This is a genomic window from Ensifer meliloti, from assembly GCF_030064585.1.
Lineage (GTDB): Bacteria > Pseudomonadota > Alphaproteobacteria > Rhizobiales > Rhizobiaceae > Sinorhizobium > Sinorhizobium meliloti.
On the sequence record NZ_CP120365.1, the window covers coordinates 1,195,140 to 1,212,202 of the forward strand.

14 protein-coding genes are annotated in these 17,063 nt (G+C 64.0%); 12 read left to right on the top strand and 2 right to left on the bottom strand.

The genetic code is table 11. From position 1 onward, the window contains the following. The first annotated feature begins 57 nt into the window (after positions 1-57). The 3 genes from PZL22_RS12885 to PZL22_RS12895 are packed head-to-tail and all read left to right on the top strand — an operon-like array spanning position 58 to position 2,508. Positions 58-924 (top strand): ABC transporter permease, encoded by an 867-nt coding sequence (locus tag PZL22_RS12885; protein ID WP_284718685.1) that lies wholly within the window; start codon positions 58-60, stop codon positions 922-924. Continuing rightward, a complete protein-coding gene (locus PZL22_RS12890) occupies positions 924-1,742 on the top strand; it encodes an ABC transporter permease (protein WP_003536402.1) in 819 nt (272 codons plus the stop codon). Before PZL22_RS12885 ends, PZL22_RS12890 begins: the two co-directional genes overlap by 1 nt. A 4-nt stretch (positions 1,743-1,746) precedes the next feature. Continuing rightward, entirely contained in the window at positions 1,747-2,508 is a 762-nt protein-coding gene (locus PZL22_RS12895; protein ID WP_003536404.1) for an SDR family NAD(P)-dependent oxidoreductase, read from the top strand. Positions 2,509-2,599: 91 nt separating this feature from the next. Here the strand turns inward: PZL22_RS12895 and PZL22_RS12900 are convergent, their stop codons facing one another. After that, positions 2,600-3,571, bottom strand: a complete 972-nt coding sequence (locus tag PZL22_RS12900) for a GlxA family transcriptional regulator (protein ID WP_003536406.1) — start codon at positions 3,569-3,571, stop codon at positions 2,600-2,602. A 109-nt stretch (positions 3,572-3,680) separates the two neighbouring features. Between PZL22_RS12900 and bcoG the strand changes: the two genes are divergently transcribed. From bcoG to PZL22_RS12945, 9 genes are all read left to right on the top strand, one after another. Beyond that, the gene (gene bcoG / locus PZL22_RS12905) at positions 3,681-4,583 is read left to right on the top strand and encodes a 3-dehydrocarnitine:acetyl-CoA trimethylamine transferase BcoG (RefSeq protein WP_003536409.1); all 903 of its coding nucleotides are present in this window, start codon (positions 3,681-3,683) and stop codon (positions 4,581-4,583) included. A 175-nt stretch (positions 4,584-4,758) separates the two neighbouring features. Further along, positions 4,759-6,249, top strand: coding sequence for a carnitine 3-dehydrogenase (locus tag PZL22_RS12910; protein ID WP_003537893.1), 1,491 nt, complete (start codon positions 4,759-4,761; stop codon positions 6,247-6,249). Between the two features lie 241 nt (positions 6,250-6,490). Beyond that, a complete protein-coding gene (locus PZL22_RS12915; RefSeq protein ID WP_284718686.1) occupies positions 6,491-7,651 on the top strand; it encodes an acyl-CoA dehydrogenase family protein in 1,161 nt (386 codons plus the stop codon). 194 nt (positions 7,652-7,845) lie between these two features. Further along, positions 7,846-9,909, top strand: coding sequence for an acetate--CoA ligase family protein (locus PZL22_RS12920; protein WP_033049314.1), 2,064 nt, complete (start codon positions 7,846-7,848; stop codon positions 9,907-9,909). A 5-nt stretch (positions 9,910-9,914) separates the two neighbouring features. Continuing rightward, entirely contained in the window at positions 9,915-10,697 is a 783-nt protein-coding gene (locus PZL22_RS12925; protein WP_284718687.1) for a carnitinyl-CoA dehydratase, read from the top strand. A gap of 341 nt (positions 10,698-11,038) precedes the next feature. Further along, positions 11,039-12,628, top strand: coding sequence for an ABC transporter substrate-binding protein (locus tag PZL22_RS12930; RefSeq protein ID WP_003536654.1), 1,590 nt, complete (start codon positions 11,039-11,041; stop codon positions 12,626-12,628). After that, positions 12,613-13,737 carry an ABC transporter permease gene (locus PZL22_RS12935; protein WP_033049313.1) on the top strand — a complete coding sequence of 375 codons (1,125 nt, stop codon included), beginning with the start codon at positions 12,613-12,615 and terminating at the stop codon, positions 13,735-13,737. The genes PZL22_RS12930 and PZL22_RS12935 overlap by 16 nt, the downstream gene beginning before the upstream one ends. After that, positions 13,734-14,561: an ABC transporter permease gene (locus tag PZL22_RS12940; protein WP_003536650.1), complete on the top strand. Its 828-nt coding sequence runs from the start codon at positions 13,734-13,736 to the stop codon at positions 14,559-14,561. The genes PZL22_RS12935 and PZL22_RS12940 overlap by 4 nt, the downstream gene beginning before the upstream one ends. After that, a complete protein-coding gene (locus PZL22_RS12945) occupies positions 14,554-16,185 on the top strand; it encodes an ABC transporter ATP-binding protein (protein ID WP_003536648.1) in 1,632 nt (543 codons plus the stop codon). The genes PZL22_RS12940 and PZL22_RS12945 overlap by 8 nt, the downstream gene beginning before the upstream one ends. Before the next feature lie 29 nt (positions 16,186-16,214). Here PZL22_RS12945 and PZL22_RS12950 read toward each other — a convergent pair whose 3' ends face one another. After that, positions 16,215-17,009 (bottom strand): helix-turn-helix domain-containing protein, encoded by a 795-nt coding sequence (locus PZL22_RS12950; protein ID WP_003536646.1) that lies wholly within the window; start codon positions 17,007-17,009, stop codon positions 16,215-16,217. Positions 17,010-17,063: the final 54 nt, after the last annotated feature.

A 17,063-nucleotide genomic window follows, 5' to 3' on the forward strand; every position in this document is an offset into this window, starting at 1 on the left:
AGGTGGCCGGCAGGCCGGATGAGGGGCTATCTCAACACGCATTCTGACGGACAAATCATGCGCGTGGCAACGAACACGAAGAGGAACCTGGTTACGGCGGCGTTGATTGCGCCGGCGGCCGTGTGGCTCAACGTCTTCCTGGTTCTCCCATTCATCGCCATGCTCGTTTTCGCCTTTGGCGAGCGGGCGCCTGAAGGCGGATACCAGCCGGCTTTCACCTTTGCGCAGTTCGCCAATCTGCCGACGCGGGCGGCCGCGTTCTGGAATACGCTGATGCTCGCCCCGGCCGGCGCCCTGCTCTGCCTCGTCGTCGCCTATCCGGTCGCCTATTACCTCGCCGTCAAGGCAAACCCGCGCTACCGACTCATCCTCGTCTCGCTTGTCGTCGTTCCGTTCTGGACGAGCCTGCTCGTGCGTACCTATGCCTGGATGTACATCCTCGGCTCGCGCGGCATTCCCAATCTCCTGTCGATGATCGGCATCGAGGACGTCCGCATGCTGAACACGCCCGGCGCCGTGCTGCTCGGCATCGTCTACGGCTATCTGCCGCTGATGATCATGCCGATCTATGTGAGCCTGGAAAGGCTCGACCGCCGCCTGTTGGAGGCTTCCGCCGATCTTGGCGGCAAGCCCGTCTCCACCTTTCTCGGCGTCACTCTGCCGCTGTCGCTGCCGGGCGTCATGACGGGCGTCGCGCTCGTCACCATCCTGCTTCTCGGCGAGTATCTGATCCCGCAGCTGCTCGGCGGCGGCAAGGTCTTCTTCATCGGCAATGCGCTGGTCGATCTCTTCCTGCAGTCGCGGAACTGGCCCTTCGGATCGGCGATCGCGGTGACCCTCGTCGCCGTCGTCGTCGTCGTCCTCATGGTGGCGATGCGAATCGCCTGGAAGGTCGCCGGAACAAGACAGGTGGATCTCGTCTGATGCGCGCCTTCATCTCCTCCGTCTATCTCTTCCTTTATGCGCCGATCGCGCTGGTCGTGCTCTTCTCGTTCAATGCCGGCCGCAATGCGAGCGAGTTCACGGGCTTTTCGCTCGCCTGGTACGGCAAGGCGCTCGGCAACACATTTCTCATCTCGGCGCTGCAGAACAGCCTGATCATCGCGTTCACCAGCGCCACGCTTGCCGCCGTCTTCGGCACCATGGCCGCACTGGGCATGGAGCGGCTTGGCTCTCGCATGCGGGCGCTCTTCGATGCACTCTTCGCCGCGGCGATCGTCGTCCCGGGCGTCGTCATCGGCATCGCGACACTGGTCGCACTCGTCGCGGTCTTCTCCTTCGTCAACCCGACGATCGCAGCCCTCTGGCCCGACGAGCAGCCGCCGCAACTGGGACTCGGTTACGGCTCCATCATCGCCGCCCATGGGCTCTTCTCGATGGCGCTCGTCACCATGATCGTCAAGGCGCGCATCGCGAGCCTCGGCCGCGACATCGTCGAGGCGTCAGGCGACCTCTATGCGACGCCGCTCACCACTTTCAGGCTGATCGTGCTGCCGCAGATCCTGCCGTCGATCCTCGCGGGCTTTCTCCTCGCTTTCACCTTCTCCTTCGACGACTTCATCATCGCCTTCTTCGTCGCCGGCTCGAAGACGACCCTGCCGATCTATGTCTTCGCCTCGATCCGCCGCGGGGTGACGCCGGAAATCAACGCGATCGCGACCCTGGTCCTGGTCGCCTCGCTGCTACTTATCCTGACCGCCCGCGTGCTCATGCGCGAAAAGAAAAGCAAATCCGGGGAGTGAAACAATGATCCTGAACAACCGGATCGCGATCGTGACCGGAGCGGGCTCCGGAATCGGCCGGGCGGGTGCCGCCATCATGGCCCGCGAAGGCGCACATGTGGTGGTCGTCGACCGCAGCGTGGAAGCCGCAGGCGACACCGTGGCAGCGATCGCCGCCGGGGGCGGCAGCGCTGAAGCGCTCGCGGTCGACGTCACCGACGACGATGCGCTTGCGGACGGCATTGCCGATATTCTCTACCGGCACGGACGGATCGACATCCTGCACAATCACGCCGGCGCGCAGGTCGCCGGCGACCTGGAAGAGGTCGAGGTGGCGGGTTTCGACCGGTCCTGGAACCTCAACGTCCGCGCCCATTTCATGGCCGCCCGCCTCGTCATGCCCTCGATGAAGAAGGCAGGCCGCGGCGTGATCGTCAACACGTCTTCCTCGTCAGGCGTTCTCTACGATCGTGAGATGATCGCCTATACGACGACGAAACACGCAGTCATCGCCATGACCCGGCAGATGGCGGGCGACTATGCGAAATACGGCGTCAGGGTGAACGCTCTTTGCCCCGGCTGGGTCGACACGCCCTTCAACGAACCCTTCATCGACCAGATGGGCGGGCGCGAGGCCATCGAAGCCTATATCCGCGAGAGGGTTCCGCTCGGCCGCTGGGCGAGCGTCGACGAGATCGCCGAGTCGATCCTCTTCCTTGTTTCCGACCGTTCCTCCTACATGACCGGACAGATCCTCGTGGTGGACGGGGGCGAGACGGTGGTCTGATCGCTGAATCCTTTCTCGAGGGACTTGCGGCAGATCGCTGATTCGACTCGCAAAACTCACCTTCGCTCAGTTGCCGCATGAAGCCCTTGAATCAGTTTTTCAGCTTGAGCCGCCGGCGCGTCTCGCTGGGGCTTTCCCGATAATGCCCGCGATAGCTGCGCGAAAATGAAGACGACGAGTTGAAGCCGGAAATCGCCGCTATGTCGGCGAACTCCATCCGCGTTTCGATGACCTTGCGCCGTGCAGCGTTGAGCCGCAGCGCCAGATAGTGTTCGTGCGGCGCGACGCCCATCGTCTCCTTGAAGAGATCCTGAAGATGCCGGGCGCTGACCCCCACGCGCCGCGCCAGCCGCGCGAGCGTCAGCGGCGCCTCTACCGTTTCTTCCATCAGCTTGACCGCGGCGCCGACGCGGGTGTCGAGAATGCGCATGTTGCCGATTGCGGGTACCTGCAGGAGGTCGCCGCGGGTGCGTTCCTGCTCGTAGATGAAAAGGCGCGACACTTCGAGCGCCAGCGAATAGCCATGCGCGCGGCGGATCAGTTCCAGCATCAGGTCCAGCGTCGGCAGCGAGCCGCCGGTGGTGATGCGTTTTCGGTCGATGACGAAACGCTCGCGCACCATCGTCACCTGTGGATAGGCGGCGGCGAAATCCTCGAAATCCTCCCAATGGGTGGTGGCCGAGAAATTGTCGAGGAGGCTCGTCTCCGCCAGCAGCCAGGAGCCGGATTCGATGCCGGCCATCATCTCGCGGTGCCGCGCCGTCTGCGACAGGAGCATCTTGAGCTGCGAGGTGGCGCTGAGCTGCCAGTGGTAGCTGGAAAGCACGAAGAGCGGCGCCGTTTCGCGCTGCGGACGGAAGGCGCCGGCCACCGGAACGGGAATGCCGCTCTTCGTTTCGATCGCCCTCCCGTCCGGACTGAACAGGCTCCAGCTGTAAAGCGTCCGCCCGGCGATGCGGTTGGCGGCGCGCAGCGGTTCGATAACCGATGCGACAAGGATGAGATTGGTCTCCGGCAGGATCAGAAGATCAATATGCTGCGCCTGCGCGATGCTGCTGTCCAAGGCAAAACTTCCTCCAGAGAATTCCGATAATGTATAGGATGGTTCTATCCATGAAAAGCAGCGCCGCACTTTCTGGCTCGTAATACGGACAACGAAAGGGAGGACATCAATGCCGCTCAGCATGAACCGCGAGGTGTTCATCACATGCGCCGTCACCGGCGCCGGAGACACCGTCTCGAAATCCAGCCACGTTCCGGTCACGCCGAAACAGATCGCCGAGTCGGCGATCGAGGCCGCCAAGGCGGGTGCCGCCGTCGTCCACTGTCACGTCCGCGATCCCGAGACCGGCGCGCCTGCCCGGCGGCTCGATCTCTACAGGGAAGTGACCGATCGCATCCGCTCCGCCGATATAGACGTGGTGCTCAATCTGACCGCCGGCATGGGCGGAGACCTCGTTTTCGGTAACGTCGAGAGCCCCTTCCCCGTCAACGAGAAGGGCACGGACATGGCCGGCGCCACCGAACGTGTCGCGCATGTCGCCGAATGCCTGCCGGAAATCTGCACGCTCGACTGCGGCACGATGAATTTCTCGCTGGGCGATTACGTCATGACCAATACGCCGTCGATGCTGCGCGAGATGGCACGGCAGATGACCGCACTCGGCGTGCGTCCGGAGATCGAGGCCTTCGACACCGGGCATTTGTGGTTCGCCAAGCAACTCGCCGAAGAAGGCCTGATCGAGGATCCGGTGCTGATCCAGCTCTGCATGGGCATTCCGTGGGGCGCGCCGGACGATCTCAACACCTTCATGGCCATGGTCAACAACGTGCCCTCGAACTGGACCTTCTCCGCCTTCTCGATCGGCCGCAACGCCATGGCCTATCCCGCCGCCGCGGTCCTTGCCGGCGGCAACGTCCGCGTCGGCCTGGAAGACAATCTCTATGTCGGCAAGGGCCAGCTCGCGACCAATGCCCAACTCGTGGAGAAAGCGGTCTCCGTCGTCGAGAGCATGGGCGCGAAGATCATCGGTCCGGAAGAGGTCCGCAGGAAGCTGAAGCTGACGAAGCGGTAAGAGTCAGTTCGGCCCCTCATCCGCCTGCCGGCACCTTCTCCCCGTTGAAACGGGGAGAAGGACGCAAGCCGTAGGCGCCCAGTCCCCTCTCCCCGCCTGCGGGGAGAGGGTTAGGGTGAGGGGCATACTCGACTGGAGGGGTAGACTAGGATTCCAAGGAATCGAGGAGAGGGGAATGACCACAATCACCAAGGCCGCCTGTATCGGCGGGGGCGTCATCGGCGGGGCCTGGGCTGCGCGTTTTGCGCTTGCAGGTATAGACGTCAACATCTTCGACCCGCATCCGGAAGCCGAGCGCATCATCGGCGAGGTCATGGCCAACGCGGAACGCGCCTATGGCATGCTGACCATGGCGCCGCTGCCGCCGCGCGGCAAATTCACCTTCTGCAGGAGCATTCAGGAAGCGGTCGAGGGCGTTGACTGGATTCAGGAAAGCGTGCCCGAACGGCTGCCGTTGAAGCGCGGCGTCATCAACGAGATCGATGCGGCCGCCCGGCCCGACGCCCTCATCGGCTCCTCCACCTCGGGCCTGCTCCCGTCCGACCTGCAGGCCGAGATGAAGCACCCCGAACGCATGTTCGTGGCGCATCCCTATAACCCGGTCTATCTGCTGCCGCTGGTGGAGCTCGTCGGCGGCAGGAAGACTTCGCCGGAAACGATCAGACGCGCCGAGGAAGCGGTCGCCGAGATCGGCATGAAGGGCGTCGTCATCGCCAAGGAGATAGAGGCCTTCGTCGGCGACCGCCTGCTCGAAGCGCTCTGGCGCGAAGCGCTCTGGCTGATCCAGGATGACATCTGCGATACCGAGACGCTCGACGACGTCATGCGCTATTCCTTCGGCATGCGCTGGGCACAGATGGGTCTCTTCGAGACTTATCGCATCGCCGGCGGCGAAGCGGGCATGCGGCACTTCCTCGCCCAGTTCGGCCCCTGCCTCAAATGGCCCTGGACGAAATTCACCGACGTGGTCGATCTCGACGACGCGCTTGTCGAGAAGATCGGGGCACAATCGGACGCGCAGGCCGCCGGTCGCTCCATCCGCGAACTCGAACGAATCCGGGACGAAAACCTCGTCGGTATCATGCATGCCTTGAAGGCCGGCGACGGCGGCAAAGGCTGGGGTGCCGGCAAGCTGCTCGCCGATTTCGAGAAGCGGCTTTGGGAAAAGGGCGGCAGCCCGTCGAAGAGCCTGGACGCGTCCGGGCCGCTGCGTCTGGTCGATACCAAGGTCAACGCCGCCTGGGTCGACTACAACGGCCACATGACCGAGCATCGCTACTTGCAGCTCTTCGGCGACACCTCCGATGCACTGCTCAAGGTGATCGGCGTCGACTTCGCCTATGTCGAGGCCGGCCACAGCTACTACACGGTCGAAACCCACATCCGCCATCTCGGCGAAGCCAAGCTCGGACAGGCGCTCTATACGACCTTGCAGCTCCTTTCGTCGGACGAGAAGCGCATTCACTTCTTCACGCGCATTCACGATGCGGCTTCGGGCGATGTCATCGCCACCGCCGAACAGATGATGCTGCATGTCGACGCCAAGGCCGGCAAGTCCGTGCCGGCTCCGGCGGAGGTGATGGCCAAGCTGAAGCCGATCGCGGAAGGTCATGCGAAGCTGGACGCGCCTGATGGCGCGGGGCGGCATGTAGGGCAGAAGCGGTGACGGAGATGTTGGCGGGATAAGAGCCCCTCATCCGCCTGCCGGCACCTTCTCCCCGTCCTGACGGGGAGAAGGGATATGCCGCAGCCGCTTGCACCCCATCTACCGTGGGGCACGTCCCCTCTCCCCGCGAGCGGGGAGAGGGTTAGGGTGAGGGGCAGAGGGGCAGACACTGCCCGAGAGCTCCGCAGTGGATCGTTGAGGAGCGATCTGCCGCGCGGACCAGAATGGACGAGGGAGAACAATGAATTTCGCACTGACCGAAGAACAGCAGATGATCGTCGACACGGTCCGCACCTTCGTCGAGACCGAGATCTATCCGCATGAGAACGAGGTCGAGCGGACCGGAGTGGTGCCGCGCGAACTCGGGCTGGAAATCGCCCGCAAGTGCAAGGAGCTCGGCTTCTTTGCCTGCAACTTCCCGGAAGAGGTCGGCGGCGCCGGCCTGGACCATCTGACCTTCACGCTGGTCGAACGCGAGCTCGGACGCGGGTCCATGGGCCTCACCGTCTTCTTCGGGCGGCCGTCCGGCATCCTGATGGCCTGCAACGAGGATCAGCGCGAGCGATACCTGCTCCCGGCCGTCCGCGGCGACAAGTTCGACGCGCTCGCCATGACCGAGCCGGATGCCGGCTCCGACGTGCGCGGCATGAAATGTTTCGCGCGGCCGGACGGCGACGACTGGGTCGTCAACGGCACGAAGCATTTCATCAGCCATGCCGATATTGCCGATTTCGTCATCGTCTTCATCGCCACCGGCGAGGAGCAGACGCCGCGCGGACCGAAGAAGAAGATCACCTGTTTCCTGGTCGACCGCGGCACCCCGGGCTTCGAAATCCGCGAGGGTTACAATTCCGTCTCGCATCGCGGCTACAAGAACTGCATCCTGACTTTCGACGACTGCCGGCTGCCTTCCGCCCAGATCCTCGGCGAGGTTCATAAAGGCTTCGATATTGCCAATGACTGGCTCTACGCCACCCGCCTGACCGTGGCCGCCACCTCCGTCGGCCGCGCCCGTCGCGCCTTCGATTACGCGCTCTCCTACGCGGCCGAGCGCACGCAGTTCGGCAAGCCGATCGGCGCCAATCAGGGCGTCTCCTTCAAGCTTGCCGACATGATCACCGAGATCGACGCGGCCGACCTCCTGACGCTCTCGGCCGCCTGGCGGCTCGACCAGGGCCTGCCGTCCAACCGCGAGATCGCTTCGGCCAAGGTCTTTGCCACCGAAATGCTCGCCCGCGTCACCGACGAGGCGATCCAGATCTATGGCGGCATGGGGCTCATGGACGACCTGCCGCTCGCCCGCTTCTGGCGCGACGCCCGCGTCGAGCGCATCTGGGATGGGACCTCGGAGATCCAGCGTCACATCATCAGCCGCGATCTGCTCCGGCCGCTGGGGGCTTGAGTGATGCGGCAGCGCTTTAGTTTCGGCAGTTTGCCCCTCACCCTAGCCCTCTCCCCGCGCGCGGGGAGAGGGGACGCCCTTTGCGCAGTGGCTGCAGTTGAGCAGAATGGCGCGGCATATCCCTTCTCCCCGCCTGCGGGGAGAAGGTGGCGGCAGCCGGATGAGGGGCATGGCAGCGTTCGGAAGGTGACGCAATGACCACCCCTGCCCGCTCCCTCGACCGTCTCATCCGCCCACGCTCCATCGCCGTCTTCGGCGGCAAGGAGGCGCGCCGCGTCATCGAGCAATGCGACAAGATGGGCTTTGCCGGTGACATCTGGCCGGTCCACCCGCGCGAAGAAGAGATCCTCGGCCGCCGCTGCTATCGCTCGGTGGCCGACCTGCCGGAGGCGCCCGATGCCTCCTTCGTCGGGGTCAACCGCGCGCTCACGATCGAGATCATCCGCGATCTCGCCACGCGGGGCGCCGGGGGTGCCGTCTGCTACGCATCCGGTTTCCGCGAGGCGGCAAACGAGCTTGCCGATGGCAACGACCTGCAGGAGGCGCTCGTCGCGGCGGCCGGCGACATGCCGATCGTCGGCCCCAACTGCTACGGCTTCATCAACATGCTGGACGGCGCGCTGCTCTGGCCCGACCAGCACGGCATGCTCCGGGTCGAACGCGGCGTCGCGATCCTCACGCAGTCCTCGAATATCGCATGCAATATCTCCATGCAGAAGCGCGGGCTGCCGCTGGCCTATGTCATGACGGCAGGCAACCAGGCGCAGACGGGCCTTTCCGACATCGCCTGCGCCGTGCTCGAGGATCCGCGCGTCACCGCCGTCGGTCTCCATATCGAAGGCTTCGACAGCATCGAGGCGCTGGAAAGGCTTGCCGCCCGCGCCCGCGAGCTGCGCAAACCCGTGGTCACGCTGAAGGTCGGGAAATCGGAAGCCGCCCAGCTTGCCACCGTCTCCCACACCGCCTCGCTGGCCGGCAACGACCGGGTCTCCTCGGCCCTGCTCGCCCGCCTCGGCATCGGCCGCGTCGACACGCTGCCCGAGCTGCTCGAAACCCTGAAGCTGCTGCATCTTCATGGGCCGCTGCCCAGCGCCGATATCTCCTCGATGAGCTGTTCGGGCGGCGAGGCATCGCTGGTGGCGGATGCCGGCGTCCGGCGCAAAGTCAATTTCCGGGCACTCAGGGAGGAACAACGCCAGCCGCTGCGCGAAAGCCTCGGCGAAATGGTGACGATCGCCAATCCGCTCGACTACCACACGTTCGTCTGGGGAAATCGCGAGAAGCAGACGGCCGCCTTCACGGCGATGATGCACGGCGGCTACGCGCTCAACCTGATCGTGCTCGATTTCCCGCGGCTCGATCGCTGCGACGCGGCCGACTGGGTCACGACCTGTGAGGCGGTCATCGATTCGACGAAGGCTACCGGCGCGGTCGCCGGCATCGTCGCCAGCCTCGGCGAGAACATGCCCGAGGAAACCGCGATCTCTCTGGTGTCGGCGGGCGTCGTGCCCTTCTTCGGTATCGACGAAGCGCTCGGCGCCGTCGAGACCGCCGCTGCGATCGGCGCCGTGTGGGCGAAGCCCGCAGCACCTCCCCTCCTTCGCTCGCGTCCTGAGGGAGGCGAGATCGTCACCCTGAGCGAAGCCGAGGCGAAGGATGAGCTCGCAGCCGCGGGCGTCATCGTTCCCGGCGGCAGGAGCGCCGCGACAGTCGAGGAAGCCGCGGCGGCGGCCGAGTCCCTCGGCTTCCCCGTGGTCCTCAAGGGCCTCGGCGTGGCGCACAAGACCGAAGCCGGTGCGGTCAGGCTCAATCTGACAAACCGTGACGAGGTCATCGAGGCGGCGCGCGGCATGGCATCGGTCGCCTCCGGCTACCTCGTCGAGAAGATGATCGCCAAGCCGGTGGCGGAACTGATCGTCGGGGCGACGCGCGACGCGGTCGCAGGTCCGGTGCTGACGATCGGCGCGGGCGGCATTCTCGTCGAATTGCTGGAGGATTCCGCGATCCTCACGCTGCCGGTCACCGAAGGGAGTATCCGCGATGCGATTGCGGGGCTCAAAATCAGCAGGCTGCTCGATGGCTATCGCGGCAATCCGAAGGGCGATATCGGCGCCTTGATACGTACTGTCGCTGCCGCGGCATCCTATGTCGTTGCAAACGCTTCCAAACTCGAAGAACTCGATATCAATCCTATAATGGTGCTGCCGGACGGCCACGGAGCCGTTGCCGCCGACGCCCTGATCCGCCGGAGGAAATGACGCCCATGACCGGACCGATCCTTACGCGCCGCGAAGGCGCCATTCTCGAAGTCACGATCGACCGGCCGAAGGCCAATGCCATCGACCTGAAGACCAGCCGCGTCATGGGCGAGATCTTCCGCGATTTCCGGGACGACCCGGAGCTTCGGGTCGCGATCATCACCGGCGCCGGCGAGAAATTCTTCTGCCCCGGCTGGGACCTGAAGGCGGCGGCGGAAGGCGACCCTGTCGATGGAGATTACGGCGTCGGCGGTTTCGGCGGCATGCAGGAGCTGCGCGACCTCAACAAGCCCATCATCGCGGCCGTCAACGGCATCTGTTGCGGTGGCGGCCTGGAGATCGCGCTTTCGACCGACATCATCCTCGCAGCCGAACATGCGAGTTTCGCACTCCCGGAAATCCGCTCGGGTACGCTCGCCGATGCCGCTTCGATCAAGCTGCCGAAGCGCATCCCCTACCATATCGCCATGGACATGCTGCTCACCGGCCGCTGGCTCGACGTGGTCGAAGCGAACCGCTGGGGCTTCGTCAACGAGATCCTGCCGGCCGGACGGCTGATGGACCGCGCGTGGGAACTGGCGCGCCTGCTCGAAAGCGGCCCGCCGCTCGTCTATGCCGCAATCAAGGAAGTGGTCCGTGATGCCGAGGGCCGGGACTTCCAGACGACCATGAACCAGGTCACCCGTCGCCAGTTCAGGACAGTCGATGTCCTCTATTCGAGCGAGGACCAGCTCGAGGGCGCCCGCGCCTTTGCGGAGAAGCGCGACCCGGTCTGGAAGGGACGCTGAGATACGCGGCCGCTTCGGCCGCGGACAGAGTGGAAGCCGGGGGATGCCGGCCTTTCAGCGTGACGCGCCGCGAGCACCGGCGCTTGCGGCTGAGCAGTCGTTCCATAAGACATGCTTATGGAAAAGATTTATAATTTAGGACGTTACAAGCCCCGTCCAAGCGGTTAGCCTTATGGATGAACAGCGCGGATAACGCGCAAAGAGACCAAATGAGGAGGTCAGGATAGAGACGATCACGGTGGACTGCAAACCACCTCCGGCCATCTCGACCGATGGCAATACGCGAACACTCTACCAATCACAACGAACGGCGAATGCCGGCTGAAGAAGGGAACAGGGGAATGAGCGATTACAAAGACTATTTGGCACGTCAGGTCATGCTCGGCAAAATGAACCGGCGTGAATTTCTCGGACGCGCTGCCGCCCTCGGCATTGCCGCGTCGACGGCGAATACGCTCTTTGCGTCCAGCGCCGCGGCGCAGGAGCCGAAGCGCGGCGGTCACCTGAAGCTCGGCCTCGAAGGGGCCGCTGCCACCGACTCGCGGGACCCGGCAAAGGCGCTGTCGCAATTCATGTTCGTGGTCGGCCGCAACTGGGGCGACATGCTCGTCGAGAGCCACCCGACGACCGGCGAACCGGTGCCGGCGCTTGCAGAATCCTGGGAACCCTCCGCCGACGCCGCCACCTGGACCTTCACGATCCGCAAGGGCGTCAAATTCCACGACGGCAAGGAACTGACGATCGACGACGTCATCAAGACCCTGCAGCGACACACGGACGAAAAGTCCGAGTCCGGCGCGCTCGGCGTGATGAAGTCAATCAAGGAAATCAAGGCCGACGGCGACAAGCTCGTCCTGACGCTGACGGAGGGCAATGCGGACCTGCCGCTGCTGCTCACCGACTATCACCTTATCATCCAGCCGAACGGCGGCACGGACAATCCCGACGCGATGATCGGGACCGGCCCCTACAAGGTCGCAAGCTTCGAGCCGGGCGTACGCGCCACATTCGAAAGGAACGCCGACGACTGGCGCACCGACCGCGGCTACGTCGATTCAGTCGAACTGATCGCGATGAACGATGCGACGGCGCGCATCGCGGCGCTGTCCTCCGGCCAGGTCCACTTCATCAACCGCGTCGACCCGAAGACGGTCAACCTGTTGAAGAAGGCGCCGACCGTCGAAATCCTAAACACGTCGGGCCGAGGACATTACGTCTTCATCATGCATTGCAACACGGCGCCGTTCGACAACAACGACCTGCGCATGGCGCTGAAATACGCGATGGACCGCGAGACTCTTGTCCAGCGCATCCTTGGCGGCTACGGCAAGGTCGGCAACGACTTCCCGATCAACGACACCTATGCGCTCTTCCCCGAAGGTATCGAGCAACGCGCCTACGATCCGGACAAGGCGGCTTTCCACTACAAGAAATCCGGCCATAGCGGTCCGGTGCTGCTGCGCACCTCGGACGTCGCTTTCCCCGGCGCGGTCGATGCCGCTGTCCTCTACCAGGCGAGCGCCAAGAAGGCGGGCATCGAGATCGAGGTCAAGCGCGAGCCGGGCGACGGCTATTGGTCCAACGTCTGGAACGTCCAACCCTTTTCGACATCCTATTGGGGCGGGCGTCCGACCCAGGACCAGATGTACTCCACCGCCTATCTCTCGACAGCCGACTGGAACGACACCCGCTTCAAGCGTCCGGATTTCGACAAGATCCTGCTCGAAGCACGTTCCGAGCTCGACGAAGCGAAGCGCAAGGACATGTACCGCACCATGGCGATGATGGTGCGCGACGAAGGCGGCCTGATCCTGCCGATGTTCAACGACTTCGTGAACGCGGCCGGTAAAACGGTGAAGGGCTACGTCCACGACATCGGCAACGACATGTCGAACGGCTATGTCGCGACCAGGGTATGGCTGGACGCCTGATGATGGAAAGCGGACCGATCACGGGTCCGGTCGTGACGGATGCGACCGCAGGCGAGACAGCCCTGCGGTCCCCCGATCTTTCCGGTGTCCCAGCCAAACCCAACCCGGCCGCCGACGAGGTCGGCGGCACTTTCTGGCGGCGCTTCGCCTTTCGCCGTCCTCTCGCGGCGCTGATCCTTCAGCGCCTGGGACTGAGCGTCGGCCTGCTCTTCGCGGTGTCATTGATGATCTTCGGCGGCATCGAGGCGTTGCCCGGCGATTTCGCCACCACCTATCTCGGTCAGTCGGCGACGCCGCAGGCCGTCGAGAACATCCGCAAGGATCTCGGGCTCGACCGCCCTTGGAGCGAGCGCTATCTCAGCTGGCTCGGCGGCGCCGTGCAGGGTGATTTCGGCACGTCCTGGGCGAGCAGGAATTCCGTCAGCGAGCAGATCGGCAACCGCCTCGGCAACTCGCTCTTCCTCGCCTTCTTCGCGGCGCTCATCTCCGTGCCGCTCGCCGTGGGGCTCGGGATGCTCGCGGTGCAATTCCGAAACCGCCTGCCTGACAAGATCATCAACGTGATATCGCTTGCGGCGATCTCGCTGCCGGAGTTCTTCATCGGCTATCTGCTGATCATGTTCTTCGCCGTCAAATGGGGCGTCGCCACTTTCCCGGCGACCGTTTACGACAGCATGGGCTTCACCGAGCGGCTTTCGGCGATCGCACTTCCGGTCGCGACGCTCGTGCTCGTGGTCCTCGCCCATATGATGCGCATGACGCGCGCGGCCATCCTCAACGTTATGTCGTCCGCCTATGTGGAAACCGCCGAACTCAAGGGGCTCGGCACGTTCCGCATCATCGCGCGCCACGCCGCCCCCAATGCCGTGGCCCCGGTCATCAACGTCATAGCGTTGAACCTCGCCTATCTGGTCGTCGGCGTCGTCGTCGTCGAAGTCGTCTTCGTCTATCCCGGCATGGGGCAATACATGGTGGATGCCGTGACGGTGCGCGACATGCCCGTCGTGCAGGCATGCGGGCTGATCTTTGCGGCCTTCTATATCTTCCTCAACATGGCGGCCGACATTCTCGCCATTCTCGCCAATCCGAGATTGAGGCACCCGCGATGAACCTGAGATCTATTCCCTTCAGCGCCTGGATCGGCATCATCGGCATTGCCGTCGCACTTCTGTGCGCCCTCTTTGCACCCGTCCTCGCGCCTTTCGGCGAGCGTGAGGTGGTCGGCGAGATCTGGCTGCCGGCAGGCGGCGATTTCCTGCTCGGCACGGACAATCTCGGCCGCGACCTGCTCTCGCGCCTGATCTACGGAGCCCGTACGACCATCTTCGTGGCGTTGGCGGCAACCGTCTTGTCGTTCGCTCTCGGCATGATCCTGAGCTTCACCGCGGCAGTAACGGGCGGCTTCGTCGATCAGTTCTTCTCCCGCTTCAACGATCTGATGATGGCGGTGCCGACGCTGATCTTCGCACTCGTCGTTCTCGCGGTGCTGCCGCAGCATCTCTGGATCCTGGTCCTCGTCATGGCCGTGCTCGACTCGACGCGCGTCTTCCGCATCGGCCGCGCCGTCGCCCTCGATGTCGCGGTGATGGAGTTCGTCGAAGCGGCGCGGTTGCGCGGCGAAGGCAATGTCTGGATCATCTTCCGGGAAATCCTGCCGAACACGCTGTCGCCGCTGCTCGCCGAGTTCGGTCTGCGCTTCGCCTTCTCGATCCTGTTCCTCTCCACCCTCTCCTTCCTCGGCCTCGGCATTCAGCCGCCGGCCGCCGACTGGGGTGGCATGGTCAAGGACAACAAGGACGGCATCATCTTCGGCATATCGGCCGCGCTCATCCCGGGCGCCGCGATCGCCGCACTCGCCATCTGCGTCAATCTCGTCGTCGACTGGCTGATGAAGCGCACCTCGAGCCTGAAAGGAGGCCGCGGCGATGCCTGAGCTGCTTTCCGTCAAGAACCTCAAGATCGAAGCGACGAGCTATCCGCCGGGCGAACCGCCGAAAGTGGTGACGCTGGTCGAGGACGTTTCCTTCGATCTTCAAAAGGGCAAGGTGCTGGGTCTGATCGGCGAGTCCGGCGCCGGCAAGTCGACGATCGGCCTCTCGGCGCTCGCCTATGGCCGCGGCGGTTGCCGCATCACCGGCGGCGAGGTGCTGCTCAACGGCCGCGACATCCTGAAGCTCGGCCGGGGCGGCATCAATTCGGTTCGTGGACGTCATGTCTGCTACGTGGCGCAATCCGCCGCCGCAGCCTTCAATCCCGCCCACAAGCTCGGCGACCAGGTGATCGAGGCGTCTCTGCGCCACGGCATAATGAACCGTGACGAGGCGACCAAGCGTGCGCTCTATCTCTTCCGGGTGCTCGGCCTTCCCAATCCGGAAACCTTCGGCGACCGCTACCCCCATCAGGTATCGGGCGGGCAGTTGCAGCGCGCCATGACCGCGATGGCGCTCTGCCCCAACCCGGAACTGATCGTCTTCGACGAGCCGACCACGGCGCTCGACGTCACGACCCAGATCGACGTGCTCGCCGCGATCAAGCACGCGATCGAGGAGACCGATACCGCGGCCCTCTACATTACCCACGATCTTGCAGTCGTCGCCCAGATCTCCGACGACATCATGGTTCTGCGCCACGGCAAGACCGTCGAGTACGGCACCACCAAGCAGGTGATCGAGGCTCCGAGGGAAGAATACACCCGCGCCCTCGTCAGCGTCCGCCAGGCGAAACGCGACGAAGCTCCGGACCAGACCGACACGCTTCTCAAGATCGAACATGTGCATGCCGGTTACGCCAACGGCTTCAAGGTATTGCACGACGTCTCGATGCACCTGCCGAAGGGCCAGACACTGGCAATCGTCGGCGAATCGGGGTCAGGCAAATCGACGCTCGCGCGCGTCATCACGGGCCTGCTGCCGCCGAGCGAAGGGCGCATCACCTTCGAAGGAAAGGAACTGCCGAAGGCCCTGAAAGGCAGGACGAACGACGAGTTGCGCCGGATCCAGATGATCTATCAGATGGCCGACACGGCGATGAATCCGCGCCAGACGGTGCGCGAGATCGTCGGGCGGCCGCTCTCCTTCTACTTCGGCATGCACGGCGCCAAAAAGACCGAGCGGGTGAAGGAACTGCTGGACCAGATCGAAATGGGGACGCGATTCCTCGATCGTTACCCGGCCGAGCTCTCCGGCGGACAGAAGCAGCGCGTCGCTATCGCCCGGGCGCTCGCCGCCAAACCGGAGCTCATCCTGTGCGACGAGCCGACCTCGGCGCTCGATCCGCTGGTGGCGGAAGGCATCCTGAACCTGCTCCTGAAGCTGCAGGAGGAAACCGCGGTTTCCTATGTCTTCATCACCCATGACATCGCCATCGTCCGGGCAATCGCCGACAGCGTCGCCGTCATGCATCGCGGCCGGCTGGTGCGTTTCGGCCCGAAATCGAAGGTCCTTTCGCCGCCCTTCGACGATTATACCGATCTTCTCCTGAAGTCGGTTCCCGAAATGGAAATCGGCTGGCTGGAAAAGGTGCTGAAGACGCGGCGGATGGAGAGCGCCGGCAATTGAATGCGCGTGGCGGCCGCCACGCGCATTCGTCAGTATTCCGCCGGAATGGTCAGCACCTCGGCCTCCGGCGCCTCCAGGAAACGCCGGACCGCAGAAGGCAGATGCCGCGATCCGAAAGGAAGCAGCCCGCAGCGCGAAAGCATCTGGCGTTTGTCCGGGTCCAGCCCGATATGACGCCAGATCATCCGCGAGGCGTAGGGCAGGTTCTCCTTGCGCCACGAGACCCCCATCGTGGTGCCGCGCAGATAGACCCGCTGGTGCACCTCGAATGGCATCAGGATCGTCTGCGCCAGCATCGACGCCTGCCCCACCGTGCGCTCGGCTATGAAGATGCGGTTTCGCCAGAACGTGACAAGGCCGACATATTTCGAGAACTGCTCGATCTCGTTCGCCTTATCGCGAATGCGCTCGATCGACTTCACCCGGATCGAGCCACCTTCCTCATAGATATGCGCGCAGGAACAGACGACGAAACCGGGCCAGGAGAGCGAAAGGTGATAGGTCTGGTAGTAGCCAAAATGGTGGCGAAGGGCTGCGGCATCGCCCGGAAATCCTTCCAGAAGCTGACCCGCTTCCAGACGGTGTCGTTCGGGGCGGATCATGCGGGCCTCGAAGAGCTTCGGCGCCAGTGAGAAATCCTCGGCCGAAAGCCCGAAGAACGCCGCGATCCGCGCTACATTGTGAGCGGAAGGCCGCGCCTCGCCATTGATGTAGCGGTTGAACTGCTGACGGTTGATGCCGATCTCCCGGCAAACCTGCGAGATCGAGCGCCGCGTCGCACAGGCAAAACGCAGATTTGTTGCGAATGTGTCGTCCTGCTGCAAGTGCTCCACCCCTCGGATTGCGGGTAGCGTAAACCAGCGAAAAAACGCGTCAAG